Here is a 17046-nt window from a genome sequence, read left to right as displayed (position 1 = left end):
CCGCCGACGCAAGACAATCCGGCCAAGCCGCTCAGCGACGGTCTGCGCTGCGCATCACCGCGCCGCTCACACGAGCGATGCGGGTATCCCCGAAAGGCGTCCCGACGCCGCTATTGACCGTCAGGGCGGCCGAGAGGTCGCGCTCCGGGTCAGCCCAGGCACCCGAACCACCGAAACCGAAATGACCAAAGGCTGCCGGGGCTTTGGCCCGGACCGCAAACACGCGGTGATACCCCAGACGCCAGTGCATCGGGATGGGCATCACGCGCCCAATGGTGCGATTCTGGATTTGGGTCGCCCGAAGAATCGCTGCTTCCGGAAGCAAACGTACGCCATCGAGTTCGCCACCATGGGCGAGACAGGCGTACATCCGCGCCAGCGAGCGAGCGGTAAACATGCCGTTGGCCGCCGGAACCGAAGCCTGGCGAAATTCCGGAGAATTAAAATCGACCTCCTCCATCTTCGGCGCGATCATCGCATCGACCAATTCGGTCGGATCCCAGGGCACCCGCAGGGTCGCGAGAATACGCTTGCCCTTCTCCGCCTGAGCCCGCACCTTGGCGCCCGCCGCGCGTCGCTTCTCGATAGGCCCTTCAAACCCGCGAGCCTTGAGCTGCGCGCAGCGCCCGAGTTCGGATTCCGGAACGCCGCAATAAAGCCCTTCGAGGCCGAGAGGTTCGGCGATCTCGGCGCGAATCAGATCCGCGAAGGTGCCTCCACCGGAAACTCGACGCGCCAACTCCCCTACCAACCAACCGTAGGTCAAGGCGTGATAGCCGTGAGCGACTCCCGGCGCGTGGCGCGGTGTCGCCTCAGCGAGGCGTCGCACCATCTGATCCCAATCCAGCATCTCGGTGCCGTTCTCCAGCATGTCGGCAATCGCGTAGAGGCCTCCCTCGTGGCACATCAACTGACGCACCGTGATGCTGTCCTTGCCCTGCGCAGCGAACTCAGGCCAGTAAGTCGCGACCGGCGCATCATAATCGATCAAGCCCCGCGAGGCATAAATATGAAGCAGCGTGGATGCCACGCCCTTGGTCGTGGAAAACGAAAGGCTGAGAGTATCTTCCTCCCAAGGGGTACCGGCATCGTTGCGGGTACCCGCCCAGAGGTCCACGACCTTCTCGCCACGGTGATAGACGGCCACGGCCGCGCCGCCCTCGCCTCGTTGCGGAAGAATCTTGCGAAAGATCGCGGCGACATCGGCGAAATCAGGATGAATCGTTCCTTCGAGCATCCCGTGTCCCTAACGATCGGCCACCGGGCTGCAAGCTGGTTGGCGAAAAAGCTCTGAATCGATAAAGATTCCCTCTATGGAAATCCGCAGACTATCAGCCTCTCTGGGAGCCGAAATCACCGACCTGCGCCTCCCCGAGCTATCGTCGTCGGGTGCCGAGGAGATCCGCGACCTTCTGCATGAGCATCTCGTCCTGTTCTTTCCCCGCCAAAACCTCACGCAAGAACAGCATGTGGCTTTCGGCCAGCATTTTGGCGAACTCGAGTCACATCCGAATCTGAAAAATGCCTACCTGGAGCACGATCAGGTTTTCGAGCTTGCGGCCAGCCGCATGGGGATCGCCGACGAATGGCATAGCGACATCACCTTCCAGCGCGAACCTTCGGTGATGGCGATCCTCAACATGGTCAAATGCCCGGCTGCCGGTGGCGATACGATGTGGTCGAATATGTACCGGGCCTTTGATGAGCTCTCCGAGCCCCTGCGCGACCTGTGCGCGGGCCTTACCGCTGTTCACGATGCCGCACCGCATATGCAGCCCGAGCAGACAGCGATCCATCCGGTCGTGCGGACGCATCCGGTGACGGGCGGCAAATCTCTTTTTGTCAACGAGCATTTCACCCGGCGGATTGTCGAACTGAGCCACGAGGAAAGCCAGGTCCTGCTGACTTACCTGACGAACTGGGTCAGCAACCCCAGGTTCACCGTGCGCTACCATTGGACCGAGGGCACCATCGCGATGTGGGACAATCGCTGCACCCAGCATTTCGTGATCAATGACTTCAGCGAAGAACGCATCATTCAGCGCGTCACCATCATGGGCGACCAACCGCGTGGTGCCGAACCCGAACCGCGCTGGCAGCCCTATGCGCGCCCCCAGCAAAATGGCGCCACCAGCCGTTTCGACATCCCGCTGATCCGAGCCTTGAAAAACCATCAGGCGCGCAAGGAAACGTCTGAAGCATGAAACTGATTCTGAAAACGATCTGCATCATCCTGATTCTCGCGATCTCACCGATGGCTGCCGCCGCGCAGGAGGATATTGCGGAGCGCGAGGAAGATCTCGCCAAACAGGCGCAGAATCCGATCGCGAACCTGATCAGCCTGCCCTTTCAGAACAACACCAACTTCGGCATCAGCGACAATGACCGCACGCAGAATATCCTCAACGTGCAGCCCGTCATTCCCTTCAAGCTGTCCAAGGATCTGAATCTGATCACTCGCTGGATCATCCCGCTGGTCTCGCAGCCCGATATCCAGCAGGAGAGCGGCTCGACCTTCGGTCTGGGCGATATCAATCCGAGCTTTTTCTTCTCCCCCGACACCGGAGACATGGTCTGGGGCTTCGGGCCAACATTCACGCTGCCGACCGCCACCTCGAAAAAAACCGGCTCGGGCAAATGGGGTGCGGGGCCCAGCGTTGTTGGCGTCTACACCAATGGCCCCTGGTTGGCCGGATTTCTGATCAACAACATCTGGACCTTCGGTGGGGACGGCAAACGCCCCGACGGGAGCAAGATGCTCGTGCAACCGTTTGTGAACTTCAACCTTCCCGACGGCTGGTACCTGACCACCTCTCCGGTCTTTACCGCGGACTGGAAGGCAAATGCCGACAACCGCTGGAGCGTGCCGCTGGGCGGGGGCATCGGCAAGCTGACCGTGTTTCAGGGGTTCCCGCCGATCAACTTCCAGATCCAAGGCTTCGGAAACGTGGTGACACCCGACGACTCCGGCCCGGAGGGATCCCTGCGGGTTCAGGTCCAGTTATTGTTCCCCAAAGGCTGAGGGCTGGCCCTGACCGAAGCAGGCCCACAGAAAGCTCAGGCGTCAGGCTGGCCGGCAAGGAAAGGCTTCCACGCACCAAACGGCTCCCAGATCGCCTCGAGATCCGCTCGCGCGGGCCCCGGATCCTGATCGAGAATCTCGGTGCGGTAGCGAAAGACAAAGGCCGATACCCGCATATTGGCGGCGCAATGGATCCAGACCTTCTCCGATTCCAATGCGCCCAAGGCCTCGACGAATCCCTGAAAATCCGCCTGCGTCGGTCGCGCGAAGTCCACGGGAAGATGCACGTAGTGCAGTCCCAACCCGCGCAGGACGCCGGCCTCGTCCGGCAAGGCGTTCTCGGCGCCCGCAGGTGCCAGGTTCACCACGGAAGTGAACCCCGCATCGCGGATCGAATCGAATTGCGCGACGGTGGGCTGACCGGAGGTGCTGATGCGCTCATCGATCTGGCGATAATTGTAGATATCGCGCAACTCGTGGGCCGAAACCCACCGATGGCCCGTGTATCCATGCGCGAGCGAGACCAGATAACCCCAGACCGTCCTGCCCGTACTGCGCGAAACGCCCACCGCTACGCCGAAGCCTGAATCAGGCCGCCCCCGAACCGGCATCCATCATGCCGTACTTCTTGAAGGAGCCGAAGAAACCGTGCTCCAGAAGTCCGTAGCCGACCTCGCCATCGGCTGTCGTAAATCGAGCCGCATGGTCCACGATCGCGTATTGGCCGATCGGAGCGATTTCTTCCTCGGACTGCACCAGGCCCTGCACAACCAGATCGCCCTGGTACATCCCGTGGCGCCAATCCTCTTCCATACCGTAGCCGGTGCCGACAGCGATATAACAACAAGTCAGAGGCTCGCACTGAATCTCGGTCACCTTGCCATCCTCGGCGACAAAGCGAATCACGGAGTGCTCGACCATGCGGGTGCCGGATTTCATGGTGTGCTCGTATTCCGGTCGGCCCAGCCACTCGGGCGGCCGCGACGGATCGTTCCAGATCTTGGTGGCCTCCTCGATTGTCCGAACGCCGTCTTCCTGCTCGTTGAGCATGTAGAGGATCGTGTAATCATCAAATTGCATCGGATAATAATTCCAGATGCCGGTGAGCTGGCCCTCCGAGCCGCGGATACCCGGCGCTTCGGGCTCTCCGATGGGCCGCACCCCCCAGGAACGATCCCGCGTGCCCTTCCAACGATCCGGCGTAATCGCAATCGTCTCGTCACCGCATTGCAGAGTCCCTTCCCAGAAACCGGTCTGGGCAAATCGCTCGGTGTCGAACAGGACGCGGCCGTGTTTCCGCACAAACTGGCGTGGCTCGAGAAAGGCCTGAATCGCGCCCCGCCAACGTAGATCGCAGGCCAGGCCGTGCTCGTTGTCTTCGAGAATGAAGCGCAACTCTTCAAGCGGCTTGATGATCTCGATCCGGAAAGGCCCGACACTCATATCCATGCGATCGCCGAGAGTACGCGAGGCACGCACCACGCGATGGGTGCCCTTTCGGCCCACTACAGCAAACGCGTCCTGAACGCCCAGATTTGGATATTGCCCCAACCCCATGACCATGAAGAGTTCGTCGGAGGAACCGTGCAGGTTGAAATAGTACCGATCGTAGAAATTACGATCGCTGGTCGCTACGTTTCTGATCGGTTCGGCTGTCTGGTGTACCGGGAAGTCGTCCCAAGACGAAAGTCCATTATCGAGGGTCTTCAATTCCTTGCTCATGAGGTTATCCTTTCGATGCCCTTGGACCCTCGTGACCGTAGCTCGAATTGTCAAGGATCAAGGAAATTTGCCATGCCACAACTCGATGAAAAAGAAATCCGCACCCGGGAAGTTCTCGATTGGAAAGGCCTTCACCTGCTGCACTTCAGCGGGTCCTCCTGCTCGCAGAAAACCCGGATCTTCCTCAACCTGAAGGGAATTCCCTGGGAATCGCATCCGGTCAATCTTCCCGCCCAGAAAAACTACTCGCCATGGTTTTTGGGGATCAATCCGCGCGGACTGGTGCCCGTTTTGGTGCACGACGGGCGGGTGATCATCGAGAGCAACGATATTCTCGCCTATCTGGAGGAAATTTTCCCGGAACCACCGCTGATCCCCGATGGGAAAATGGCCCAGGCGACCGCCCTGCTGCGTGAAGAGGATGATCTGCACCTCGACATCCGGACCCTGACCATGCGGTTTTTATTCCCGCAATTCGTGGTCCGAAAAAAACCTTCGTCGCTGAAGATATTTGCCGAAGATGAGGGGGAAATCGACGGCCGACGCGATCCGCACAAGGAGGTCGAAATACGCTTCTGGAGGGAAATGGCGGAACATGGAATCACGGATGCGCAAGCGACCGAGGCCGCCGGGAATTTTCGACGCCACCTGCAGGGACTCGAAGCGACGCTGGCCGAGCATCGATTCCTCCTCGGCGATACGCTGAGCGTGGTCGATATCGCCTGGTATATCTACGTGCACCGCCTGCTCGCGGGAGGTTATCCGATGGCTCGGTTACATCCGAAAGTGGAAACGTGGTACCAAGCCCTGCACCGCAAGCCCGAGTTCAGCAAGGAAGTCCGGGAGCCGGCTCCGCTGGTGTGGTTCCGAAAAGGATTCCATTTGGTGCAAAAAATGCGCGGCGCGACTTTGCCGGAAGTCGTCGGCTTCTGAAATCTATCGTCGCGGACAGAACAAGCTTTGCGCAAAAGGGCAGACCGCCCATGGAGACCGACTAAGATGTCCGACACGATTGCCAAAACTCTGGGCCTCCCGCCGATCGACCAGGTCGCATATCTCGTTCACGATATGGAGAAGGCCTTGCAGACCTTCGAACCACTTTTCGGACCCTTTCAGCGGATGGAATCTGCGCTCAAAGATACCCTCTATCGAGGCCGCAGAGTCGATCTGACGCTTGATATTGCGTTCGGCAAGTCCGGGGATCTGGAAATCGAGCTGATCGCTGTCAAAAGCGGGGAAGGTCCGCATCGCGAAGTGCTCGAGACGCGCGGCGAGGGGATCCACCATATTCGGTTCCGCGTCGACTCGATCGAGGCACCCATGGAGCGCCTCCGCGGCCTCGGGTTCCATCCGATCTGGGAGCATGAGATGCCCGAGATCGGCGTGGCCTGGGCCTATCTCGAGGGCCCCGCCGACCAAGGCAGTGCCCTGGTCGAATTGCTGCAGATGCCCGCCTGAAAATCAGCCGGCGGGAAACCCCTCGCCGGGGCACGCGATGCGCTCAAGTTCCCCGGCCGGACCACCGATCCGGAAAGGCGGGGAGCCGAGGCGTCCGTCCGAAAGAAAAGACAAACCTTTGGTCCGCCTGAACATAGTCCGACTCGCCCCGTGACTGGATAGTGGATGCGGACTCAGGTGAGGAAAAACCCGCGGATCGCGCATGGATCTTCATCTGACATAGAGAAACGTATAGAGAAAAAACTGGACGGGACGCAGTCGGCACCCGTATAGTAGTGAAGCCATAAAGTTCAGGGCCTCTGGGCCCCGTGTCAGTAAAAAAGCCTAGGAGGGCCATCCAATGAAACTCAACAAACTACTGTTTTTTATAGCTTTTATTGGAGCGACCTGGACGACCGCGCCCGCCGGAGCGCAGACTTACACGAACTTCGAATCCATAGCCGTGCGGCCGATGGCCCTGACCCTCGATGGCAACCGGTTGTTGGTGACCAATATCCCCGATGCCCACCTCGAGGTTTTCGATCTTTCTGCAGGGTTTCCGGTCCACGAGTGCAGCATCCCGGTCGGCCTCGATCCCGTCGCAGTGGCCGTCCAGCCCCAAAGCGGCGATGCCTGGGTTGTCAATCAACTCTCGGACTCGGTCAGCGTGGTCTCCTTTGACGCAAATCCAACGGCCACCGGATGTGCCCAAATCGAGGTCGCAAGAACTCTGCTGGTCGGTGACGAGCCAAGGGATATCGTCTTTGCCGGGACCGACGGCCGCTTTGCCTTTGTGACCACGGCACACCGCGGACAGAACAGCCTGATTGATGCCGACTACTCGGTTCCCGGCATTGGACGACACGATGTCTGGGTATTCGACACGCAGCAGACGCCCAATACGTTCGCGGCGAACCGGGCACGCATCCTTCAATTATTCAGCGACACTCCCCGTGCCCTCGCGGTATCCCCCGACGGGATGACCGTCTACTCGGCGGCCTTTCACTCTGGCAACCAGACCACGGTCGTAACCGAGCCACTGGTTTGTGACGGTGGCGCCGCCGCTGGTCCCTGCCAGATCAATGGCCTGAACCTGCCGGGTGGAGTTCCCGCCCCCAACACCGACGCCGATGGCAACCCCGGCCCCGAGGTCGGGCTCATCGTCAAATTCAACATTCAGACAGGCGCCTGGGAAGACGAACTGGGCCGCAGCTGGAACGACGCCATCCAGTTCCGCCTCCCGGATCTTGATGTGTTTGCCCTCGACGTGTCGGGAAACTCGCTCGCCAGCATACAACTCGTCGACGATTTTGCCGGCGTGGGCACCATCCTTTTCAACATGGTGACCAACCCGCAGTCGGGCAACATCTATGTTTCGAACACCGAGGCCTTCAATGAAGTCCGCTTCGAAGGATCCGGCACCCGCGGCACTACGGTGCAGGGGCACCTCCATGAGAACAGAATCACCGTCATCGATCCGACCAACGGTGCGGTCACGCCCTGGGCCTTGAATACCCACGTTGATTTCTCGCAGATCCCGGCTGATCCGGCGCTCAAATCGCGCAGTCTGGCCACGCCGCTCGAAATGGTGGTCTCTGCTGACGGCACGACTCTCTACGTCGCCGCTTTCGGATCGGGGAAGGTGGGGGTTTACGACACCGCCGAGCTCGAAGCGGGAACCTTCGTTCCCGATGAGAATCATCAGATCACCATCACTGGCGGCGGCCCCGGTGGTTTGGTTCTCGACGAAACGCGCAACCAGCTCTACGTCCAGACTCGATTCGACAATGGAATCTCGGTGGTGGACATCGTCTCGGAGACCGAGACCTTCCATATTCCGATTCACAACCCCGAGCCCTCAAGCATCACCGATGGCCGGAAATTCCTCTACGACGCAACCAATAGCTCGAACAACGGCACGCAATCCTGCGGCTCGTGCCATATCTCTGGCGACTTCGACAGCCTGACGTGGAACCTCGGCAATCCGGACGAGCATGAGATGTTGAACTTGAATCCTTTTCAGATCGGCAACCCGTCGCCTTTCAGTGCTCTCAAGGGGGCAATGACCACACAATCCTTGCGCGGCATGGAGGGCCACGGCCCTCTGCATTGGCGCGGCGACAAAAGTCGCGCCGAAGAGGAACCGAATAGCCGGGCAAATGGCACGGGAGCCTTTAACGAATTCGGCGGATTTCAGGAGTTCAACCCTGCTTTCGTCGGACTCCTCGGACGCAGCAGCCAACTCACACCGACAGAAATGGAGCAGTTTGCCACCTTCGCGATGGGCATCATCTATCCACCCAATCCCGAGATGTCGTTCAACCGGGTGCATACCGGCATCGCGGCCCAGGGTGAGGCCCTCTACTTCGGCCGCAACACCGATGGCGTCGGCAACTGCAACACCTGTCATACTTCGGACAGATCAGCCGGCTTTTTTGGGACCGACGGCGACTCCTCGCAGGAAGGGGAAACGCAAGAGTTCAAGATCCCCCACCTACGAAATATGTATCAGAAGGTCGGGATGTTCAATCAACCCGGCGATCAGGTCCGCGGCAGCGGCTATCTCCACGATGGCGCAATCGACACCCTCTTCACGTTTTTCAGTGCCCCTGTCTTTGGGTTGAGCGATCAGGAAAAGCGGAATCTGGAAGCCATGTCTCTGGCCTTTGACTCCAACATGGCGCCCATCGTCGGACAGCAGATCACACTGCGACCGGGTGCTCCCACCGCAGATCTCGACCGTGTGAATCTGATGCTGACCAGAGCTGCGGCCGGCGATTGTGAAGTGATTTCCAAAGGCGTGATTCAGGGCAACGGAGCCACAACCGAAGAACACCGCGGCACCGTGTATCAGCCCGGCAGCAACTCTTTCCTCACCGACCGGGGCGCAACCTTCCCCGCGAGTGTCATTCTCGGATTGCCTGAGACCTTCAACGTTTCGGTCACCTACACCTGTGTTCCTCCCGGATCGGGCACCCGTATGGGCATCGACAGGGATCTGGATTCCTTCCTCGACATGGACGAACGAGACGCCGGCACCGACCCGGCCAATCCGCTCAGCTTCCCGGGTGGCCCGACGCCGACGCCTGCCCCCACGCCTCAGCCGACCCCGGCCGGCGTTTGCGGCGATGGCATCGTGCAGACCGGCGAGCAATGTGACGATGGAGAACAAAACGGGGCCACCTGCTGTCAAGCAGACTGCCAGTTCAAGGCGGACGGGCCGGCCAGCTGTGACGGTAATGAATGCACCATCGACACCTGCACCGCAGGTGAGTGCAGCGCGGGTGGCTGCCGCGACGGAGAAGCCTGCGGCCCTTGCGGCGGAATCTGCTCGACCGCTGGCGGCGGCTGCGATTGCGTCCTTTAAGAAAAACGGCCCATCATGAGCGGCGAAGCCGGGAGGCTTCGCCGCGATACTGATAATTGGGGCCGGAAAGGGTCTGGAAAGAGGTCCTCTGATGACAAAACGTCTGCTGCTAGCCGCGCTGTTGGCGATACCCGCCCTGCCCTTGCTCGCCTGGGGAAGTGACCTTCCGCAACTCCGCAGCGCCGTTGGAGCGAACGTCCGGAGCGAACCGCGCCCCGCCACAGGAACAGCTCGATTTGTGCAAGTCGATCAAGGCATTGATCTGGCCCCGATGCAGGCACGGAACGCCTCCGCCACGAGCAAGGCGAACGCCTTTTTCGCGGGCTACGGCAACCTCTTTGGTATTCGAAACGCGGACGAGGAGCTCGAAGAAATCTCGTCGAAGACCGACTTCCTCGGGCATGAGACTGTCGCCTACCGGCAGGTGCATCGCGGAGTCCCGGTCTATGGCAGCAGTCTGCGGGCGCACCTCGACGCCAGCGGGCGGTTGACGATGGTCAATGGCACCTTCGTGCCCGTTCCCGCAGATCTGGGAACGACAGCGGCCCTCGCGCCCGACACCGCTTCGCAACTCGCCCTGCAGGAAATCGCACGGCAGCGTGCCGCCGACCCCGCGCTGTTCAACGCAACCAACCACGGCCTGCGTGTTTTCCCACGCGGCCTGCTCAGCGGAAAAACACCCGAACTCCGATTGGTGTTCGAAATCGAAGTTCAGGCAACCGACGCCAACATTCGCGAGTTCCTCTTTCTCGATGCGCAGAGTGGCGAGCGGGTAGCTCAGATCTCGGGAATTCACGAAGCCCTCAAACGCGAAGTCGGAGAATCCAGTGTCGCCAATCGCGTCTGGAAAGACGGGGACCCCGATCCGATCACCGATAGCTGGGCCGGAGGGACCACAGCCCAGGTCTCGGCCTGGCAGGACGAGATCGACGGGGCCAAGGAGTCCTACAATCTGTTCGCGAGCATGACCAACGGAGCCTATCTGTCCTTCGACGGTCTGGATGCCACGATGCTCACGGTCAACAATGACCCGAATATCAGCTGTCCCAACGCGACCTGGAATGGCGTATCGACCAATTATTGCGATGGTGTCACCGCCGACGACACCGTCGCGCACGAGTGGGCCCACGGCTACACGCAGAAAACAAACAACCTCATCTACCAGTGGCAATCGGGCGCGATGAACGAAGCCTACTCGGACATCTGGGGCGAAGTCGTGGATATGCTCAATGGTCGCGGCACCGATACGCCCAACGCCCTGCGGGCGGTCGCCGGCAACCTCTGTTCCGATTTCGGCAACGGCTCCCCCAAGGGCGATAATACGATCCGCTGGCTTTCCGGCGAGGACGATTGGGCATTTGGCGGCGCGATTCGCGATATGTGGCGGCCGGAATGCTACGGCGATCCCGGACGGGTCGGATCGGCAGACTACTGGTGCCAAACTGGCGATGCGGGCGGCGTTCATATCAATTCGGGCGTCCCCAATCATGCCTTTGCGCTGCTTGTGGATGGTGGCCAGTACAATGGCAAAACGATCGCTGCGCTGGGCATCCCCAAAGCCTCCCATATCTTCTGGCGCGCAGCGGTTACCTACCTGCAGGCGGCCAGCGACTTTCATGATCTCGCCACGGCGCTGGAAACCTCGTGTACCGATCTGATCGGGACGCCACTTTTCGAACTCACGACGGGTGCCGGCCCCTGGGGCAGCACCGGTCCCGCCATCACTTCTGCGGATTGCCAGGCGGTAACAAACGCGATCGAGGCGACCGAACTGCGCGACGAGACCCCTTGCTCCTTTGCTGCCCTTCTCGACGCGGATGCCCCGGCGCTGTGCAGCGGCAACGCACCCAATACGATTTTGCTGCAGGATTGGGAAAGCGGATCCTCGGGCTGGACAGCAACCACGCGAGCCGTCGCAAATCCATCCACATTTGATGCACCGGATTGGTCGATCCAATCGAGCCTGCCGGGGAGTCGATCCGGCTCGGCCATGTTTGTTCCCAATGTCGTGGTCGGCAATTGCGGGGCGGACACCGAAGCGGGCGTACTCGTCCTCGAGTCCCCGTCGATCTCCCTGCCCGCAGATATCACGACAGCCCGCATCGCCTTTGACCATTGGGTCGCGACCGAGACTGAGTGGGATGGCTCAAACGTGAAGATTTCGGTCAACGGAGGCACCTGGAGCCTGATTCCCGGCTCCGCCTTCAGCTTCAACTCCTACAACGCGACGCTGAAGACGAGTGACAACCCGAATACCGGCGAGCCAGCCTTCTCGGGCACCGATGGCGGGTCCAATGGGGGCAGCTGGGGCCAATCCCAGATCAGCCTGGCGAGCCTCGCCAATCCGGGCGACACCATCGCCTTGCGCTTTGAGCTTGGCACCGACGGCTGTAACGGCATCATCGGTTGGTATGTCGACGATCTGCGGGTGTTTGCCTGCGAAGGGGGCGTTGCCCCCACACCGACGCCACAGCCGACCGAAACACCAGCACCCACAGAGACGCCCGAGCCCACCGAAACACCGGCACCGACCGAAACGCCCGGGCCGACCGAAACCCCGGAGCCAAGTCCGAAACCCACAGAGACACCGGCACCAACCCCTGCAGGACTCTGCAGCCAGCCGGAAGCGGCCATTCCGGACGCTGGCGGCAGCTTGTCCGACAGCATCAATCTGCCGCCCTCGGGCACAATTGCCGATCTGAACCTGTCGGTTTCGATTACCCATAGCTGGGTCGGCGACCTTCAGGTGACCCTCACCCATGAGGAGTCGGGCACCAGCGTGGTCCTCGTAGATCGACCCGGCAACCCGGGTGCGAGCGATTGGGGCTGTGCGGGAAATGATATCGAGGCGCTCCTCGACGACGAAGCCTCCGCGGCCGTCGAGGATGAATGCAGCAATGGAACGCCCACCATCGCGGGCACCTTCGTCCCCAACAACCCCTTGTCCGCATTTGATGGGCAAAACCTGGGCGGCGAGTGGACTCTGGCAGTGAGCGATGCTGCTGCTGGCGATACCGGCACTCTCGACCTCTGGTGTCTGCAACCTACCGAGGCGCCCCCGGCGACGCCGACGCCTGTCCCGACGCCGACACCGACGCCAACAGCGGAACCCACCCCGGAGCCGGTATGCGGCAACGGCGCGGTCGAGACCGGCGAGCAATGCGATGATGGCTCGGAAAACGGCAACACCTGCTGTCAGAGTGACTGTCAGTTCAAGCCCGACGGCCCGGCCAGCTGCGATGGGAACACCTGCACGATCGACACCTGCACCGCGGGTGAATGCTCAACGGACGGTTGTCAGACCGGCGACGCCTGCGGGGTATGCGGCGGTACTTGTTCGACGGCGGGGGGCTCATGTGAGTGCGCCTTCTGAGGTTGTGAGATACCTCCAGCCCGATCGGACATAGAACGTGCTCACGCGCTTTGAGCTTCCTTTTCTCGGCACGATCGCCAGCCACGACCTGCTCGTAGGACTGGCCATCGTGATTTGCGTCGGCCTCGGCCTGCGCTGGACCATCGTCCGCGAGCAACTCCCCCCGGGACGAGTCCTGATCGCCATCTTTTTGATGATGGTCATTGTGCTCGCCGGTGGGCGCCTGCATTTCGCCATCACCAAATGGCACTTCTTTGCGGCCGACCCCACAAAGCTCTTTCGCCTGAGCAGCGGCGGCCTCCATGCACCGGGTGCGATCGCCTGCCTCACGATCGGCGGCTGGTTCGTCCTGCGGGCCTTGCGCCTGCCGATCGGCCGCTTTGTTGATGGTCTCGCACCAACCGTCGGTATCGGTATCGCCCTGGCCCGCTTTGGCTGCTTCCTCAATGGATGCTGCTACGGCGAGATCTGCGACCTCCCTTGGGGCATCTCTCTGCCCTCGGACAGCTATACCTACCATTCGCAGATCGAAGCCGGCGTGCTGGACCGGGGCGCCCCGCACTCTCATCCCGTCCACCCGCTGCCGCTTTACTTTGCCGGAGTCGGCCTGCTGATCTCGGCGATTCTTCTCTGGAGGCGTCCCCACCGGCGCTACGAGGGCGAGCTTGGCGTGATTCTGCTCTTTCTCTTCTCCGCCTCGAGCACGATTCTGGAATTCTGGCGCGCCGAGCACGCCTACCGCATCTATTGGGGCCCGCTCCCCCAGCTCTTTTGGGTCAGCCTCGCCATGACCGTGGCGGCCGGGATCCTCGGTTTTCGACTGAATTGCTCGGCGCTCGACGAAAGCAACGACCACCTCGGGGACCGCAGGGATCCGCCCCCCGGCCCGGCCGGATTGAATTCACCCGAGGCTCAGAAATAGATCACCGAGAAGACCTGCCACAAACAGCAACCCGAAACGACGGTTGAACCAGAACACCACGGCGACAAAATAAAGCGGCCAGATCCCGGGGGGCAGATCTTCCGGCTCTTCAGCAGGCCGCGGATGCGCGTAGATCTGACGAACCCGCTGAATCGATGGTGCTGCGAGAAAACAGAGAAGCATCGGCCATTGAAAATAGCCGCTCAGGACCAGGGCGCCAACGATCACGAATTGCAATACCAGCATGGCCACCACGGCACGACGGGATTGCCTCTCGCCCAGAAGGACCGGCAAGGTCCGAATCCCCTTGGCGGCATCCAGATCGAGCTTGTCGATATGCTTACCGAACAGCACAGCCGTCGGGCCCAGCCCGTACGCGACGCTCGCCCACGCCACTTCCGCACTCCATTGCCCCGTCACCACATAATAAGTCCCGCCCACCATCAGCGGCCCCCATACCGCCAGGACAGCAGGCTCGCCGAGGCCGATATATTTCAGAGGCCAGGTGTAGAAAAGGACAAAAAAAGCGCCCGCGGCCAACAGCCAGAGAACGCCTTCCCCCCGGGTCATCACCAGCCACACGCCGATCAGCAACGCGGCAGCACCGGTAATGGCGGCATAGCCCATCAGTCCCCGCACCGAGAGGAATCCGGCCTGAACCGTCTGCGGCCCGTATTGGGTCCGGAAATAATTCCCCTCGTCGACGCCCTTCCAATAGTCGGTCAGGTCGTTGATGAGATTATTGGTTGCGTGGGCGAGGCACAGGCCGAGAACACACAGCAGGAAGGGCTCCCAGGAAAAAAGTCCCGCCTTGGCCGCCAGCAGTCCACCGAACGCCGCCGAGACGAAGGTCATCACCAGAACAGCGGCGCGGGACGCGATCAACCAACGAGAGACGAGATCGAGATCATCCCATTCAGCCTTGTCGATTCGGGGCATGACGCTCAGGGCCTGCCCCCACATCTTGAAGTTTGGCATCAATCGCTCTTCCCGGCCTCAGCCGTCCAGTTGTTCCTGAGCGCTCAAATCCTTTTTCAGGGTGCGCGCCGAAAGCATATAATGAACCGTGGACCACAGCGCCCCGATGCTGGTCGTCCAGACCAGAGCATACCGGACACTTTCCACGCCGTATTCCGGAGAAAATGTATCCGAAAGCCAGCCGACAAACTGCGGACCCAAGCCTAGACCAATCAGGTTCAGAACCAGCAGCAGGACGGCCGAGGCTTGCGATCGCCAACGTGCCGGCACCATCGTCTGGGTCAGGGCGAAGGTAGGGCCGAGGTACGTGCTACCCAGCAGCGCCGGCAGAAGGCTCCAGCCGATCGCGGTCCAGGCTCCGTCCGACATATAGAAGAGGTACATGAAGGGCACGCTCAACCCGGTGGTCAGAGCGGGAAACCAGGTGTACCAGCGCACGTCCCGCTTCGAGAGACGATCCGTGATCGCGCCACCCAGATAGGTTCCTGCGACGCCGGCCGTCAGAGCCACAGCAGCCAGAACATAACCAAGTTCGGAGCGAGAGAATCCATGGACACGCTCGAGAAACGCCGGATTGAAGGAACCCGCACCGTAGCCGATGAAGGCATGAAGCGCCCCGGCAAAAGCCAGATGTAAAAAAGACCGCCGTGCCATCAAGAATCGCGCAACATCACCAATGGGCTCGCGCCGCACCGGTTCCGGTTGTGACTCCCAGTAGCCTCGGGTCGGATTCTTGAGAGTGAGCCGCACGATCGCGGCCAAGAATATGCCCGGAAACCCGACGACAAAAAAAGCCGCCCGCCAACTCATATTCTCGGCGACCCATCCTCCGGTCGCATATCCGATGGCACTACCGATCGGGATACCGAGGGCATAGATCGCCAGCGCCGTCGCGCGCTTGGAAACGGGAAAGAAATCCGCCAGCATCGAGTGCGCCGGTGGACTGCAACCAGCCTCGCCAATGCCGACCCCGACCCGGGCCAGCGCCAGCATCGTGAAAGAGCGAGCAAAGCCCTGCAATGCGGTCATTGCGCTCCAGAAAAAGAGCGCGATCGCAATCAGATTCCGTCGCGAACCCCGGTCCGACCAGCGGGCGATCGGGATCCCGAGGGTCGAGTAGAAGATGGCGAAAGACGTGCCGGAGAAAAACCCCAACTGGGTATCACTGAGGTTCAGATCTTCCTTGATCGACTGGAGGAGGATCGCCACGATTTGCCGATCGATGAAATTGAAGATGTAGACGATCAGCAGGAGCGCGAGTGCATATTGGGTATAAGCCTTCGAAAACTCGCCTTCGCGCTCATTCGTTGGTTCGTCTGCCATGGACAGCGATCCTTCAGCAACCAGCCCGCAAGTTCAAACGAGAAGCGTCGCTCTGCCTGAAATTCTCTGCAATACCTCGCCCGGCTGCTCTATTTGCCCGATTTGCGTGCTGGTGAATATTTCTGCTTCACAGAGCAGAGAGGAAAGCAGGAGAATTGAACCCATGATGGCAGGAATTTTTCTTTTGCAGGCGATCGCGATCGGACTCGCCTGGCGTGGCGACCGGACCACCGCCGCCGGCCTTGGGCTGGGCAGTATCGTCCTCGCCGTCCTTTTATTTTCGCACCACGCCAGCAGCGAACTCGGCCTCTCCTTCTGAAATGATGTCGATTTCCTTCGCGCGCAACCTGAATGCCATCGCGGCAATCCTGCTCTGCGGCGTGCTTGGCGGCGCATTCGCTGCGCAATTTATCGGGCAGGAGATGCCCTGCCCTCTCTGTCTCCTGCAGCGCATCGCCATGCTCGGCGTCGCGACTGGTGCTCTGATCAACGTACGATTCGGCCCCTCCACCGGAGGCTACGGCGTATCCTTGCTGAGCGCGTTGTTCGGCGCCTGCGTGTCGGCCCGCCAGATCCTTCTGCATATCCTGCCGGGCGACCCCGGCTACGGCGTTCCCGTTTTCGGGATGCAGCTCTATACGTGGGCGTTGGTGGTCTTTCTGATCACCCTGCTTCTGGGGTCAGCGATGCTGCTGCCGGCCTCCCAATTTCGCGAACCTCCAAGACCTCGGCCGCTCTCCAGTCTGCACAAACTGGCTTTTTTTCTGGTCCTCGTGATCGCTGCGGGAAACGCTCTGGCCACCTTTGCCGAATGTGGTCCGGGCATCTGTCCGGCCAACCCGGCGAGCTACCGACTTCTTGACAACTCTTGATGCGGCCCCGCGGACGAACGCGAGCGATTC

Annotated in this window: 14 protein-coding genes; 9 read left to right on the top strand and 5 right to left on the bottom strand. The window is 60.8% G+C overall.

The window, feature by feature from the left end:
• Nucleotides 1-31: 31 nt before the first annotated feature.
• Nucleotides 32-1237, bottom strand: coding sequence for a serine hydrolase (locus P8K07_04885; protein MDG1957859.1), 1206 nt, complete (start codon nucleotides 1235-1237; stop codon nucleotides 32-34).
• Nucleotides 1238-1313: 76 nt separating this feature from the next.
• Between P8K07_04885 and P8K07_04880 the strand changes: the two genes are divergently transcribed.
• On the top strand, nucleotides 1314-2204 hold the full coding sequence (locus P8K07_04880) for a TauD/TfdA family dioxygenase (GenBank protein MDG1957858.1): 891 nt from the start codon (nucleotides 1314-1316) through the stop codon (nucleotides 2202-2204).
• Nucleotides 2201-3022 carry a neuromedin U gene (locus tag P8K07_04875; GenBank protein MDG1957857.1) on the top strand — a complete coding sequence of 274 codons (822 nt, stop codon included), beginning with the start codon at nucleotides 2201-2203 and terminating at the stop codon, nucleotides 3020-3022. Before P8K07_04880 ends, P8K07_04875 begins: the two co-directional genes overlap by 4 nt.
• A gap of 35 nt (nucleotides 3023-3057) precedes the next feature.
• On the opposite strand, the gene P8K07_04870 is transcribed toward P8K07_04875, so the two are convergent.
• Nucleotides 3058-3633, bottom strand: a complete 576-nt coding sequence (locus tag P8K07_04870) for a protein tyrosine phosphatase family protein (GenBank protein MDG1957856.1) — start codon at nucleotides 3631-3633, stop codon at nucleotides 3058-3060.
• Entirely contained in the window at nucleotides 3611-4744 is a 1134-nt protein-coding gene (locus P8K07_04865; protein MDG1957855.1) for a hypothetical protein, read from the bottom strand. The genes P8K07_04870 and P8K07_04865 overlap by 23 nt, the downstream gene beginning before the upstream one ends.
• A gap of 72 nt (nucleotides 4745-4816) precedes the next feature.
• Here P8K07_04865 and P8K07_04860 point away from each other — a divergent pair, with 72 nt between their 5' ends.
• From P8K07_04860 to P8K07_04840, 5 genes are all read left to right on the top strand, one after another.
• A complete protein-coding gene (locus tag P8K07_04860) occupies nucleotides 4817-5677 on the top strand; it encodes a glutathione S-transferase family protein (protein ID MDG1957854.1) in 861 nt (286 codons plus the stop codon).
• A 66-nt stretch (nucleotides 5678-5743) separates the two neighbouring features.
• Nucleotides 5744-6202 (top strand): VOC family protein, encoded by a 459-nt coding sequence (locus tag P8K07_04855; GenBank protein MDG1957853.1) that lies wholly within the window; start codon nucleotides 5744-5746, stop codon nucleotides 6200-6202.
• 340 nt (nucleotides 6203-6542) lie between these two features.
• On the top strand, nucleotides 6543-9548 hold the full coding sequence (locus tag P8K07_04850; GenBank protein ID MDG1957852.1) for a hypothetical protein: 3006 nt from the start codon (nucleotides 6543-6545) through the stop codon (nucleotides 9546-9548).
• A gap of 91 nt (nucleotides 9549-9639) precedes the next feature.
• Nucleotides 9640-12921, top strand: coding sequence for a M4 family metallopeptidase (locus P8K07_04845; protein MDG1957851.1), 3282 nt, complete (start codon nucleotides 9640-9642; stop codon nucleotides 12919-12921).
• A gap of 37 nt (nucleotides 12922-12958) precedes the next feature.
• Nucleotides 12959-13843, top strand: coding sequence for a prolipoprotein diacylglyceryl transferase (locus tag P8K07_04840; protein ID MDG1957850.1), 885 nt, complete (start codon nucleotides 12959-12961; stop codon nucleotides 13841-13843).
• Here P8K07_04840 and P8K07_04835 read toward each other — a convergent pair.
• The gene (locus tag P8K07_04835) at nucleotides 13823-14821 is read right to left on the bottom strand and encodes a prenyltransferase (protein MDG1957849.1); all 999 of its coding nucleotides are present in this window, start codon (nucleotides 14819-14821) and stop codon (nucleotides 13823-13825) included. The genes P8K07_04840 and P8K07_04835 overlap by 21 nt on opposite strands.
• 18 nt (nucleotides 14822-14839) lie before the next feature.
• Complete coding sequence (locus P8K07_04830) at nucleotides 14840-16144, bottom strand: MFS transporter (protein ID MDG1957848.1); 1305 nt, start codon at nucleotides 16142-16144, stop codon at nucleotides 14840-14842.
• Between the two features lie 163 nt (nucleotides 16145-16307).
• Here P8K07_04830 and P8K07_04825 point away from each other — a divergent pair, with 163 nt between their 5' ends.
• Together P8K07_04825 and P8K07_04820 are read left to right on the top strand one after the other, a co-directional pair.
• The gene (locus P8K07_04825) at nucleotides 16308-16463 is read left to right on the top strand and encodes a DUF5993 family protein (protein ID MDG1957847.1); all 156 of its coding nucleotides are present in this window, start codon (nucleotides 16308-16310) and stop codon (nucleotides 16461-16463) included.
• A gap of 1 nt (nucleotide 16464) precedes the next feature.
• Complete coding sequence (locus P8K07_04820; GenBank protein MDG1957846.1) at nucleotides 16465-17016, top strand: disulfide bond formation protein B; 552 nt, start codon at nucleotides 16465-16467, stop codon at nucleotides 17014-17016.
• The last annotated feature ends 30 nt before the right edge of the window (nucleotides 17017-17046 follow it).

It is taken from the genome of Candidatus Binatia bacterium, from assembly GCA_029248525.1.
In the GTDB taxonomy this organism is placed as follows: Bacteria; Desulfobacterota; Binatia; order UBA12015; family UBA12015; genus UBA12015.
The sequence above is the reverse complement of the archived record's forward strand: the minus strand, read 5'-3'. Positions and strand labels throughout refer to the sequence as shown.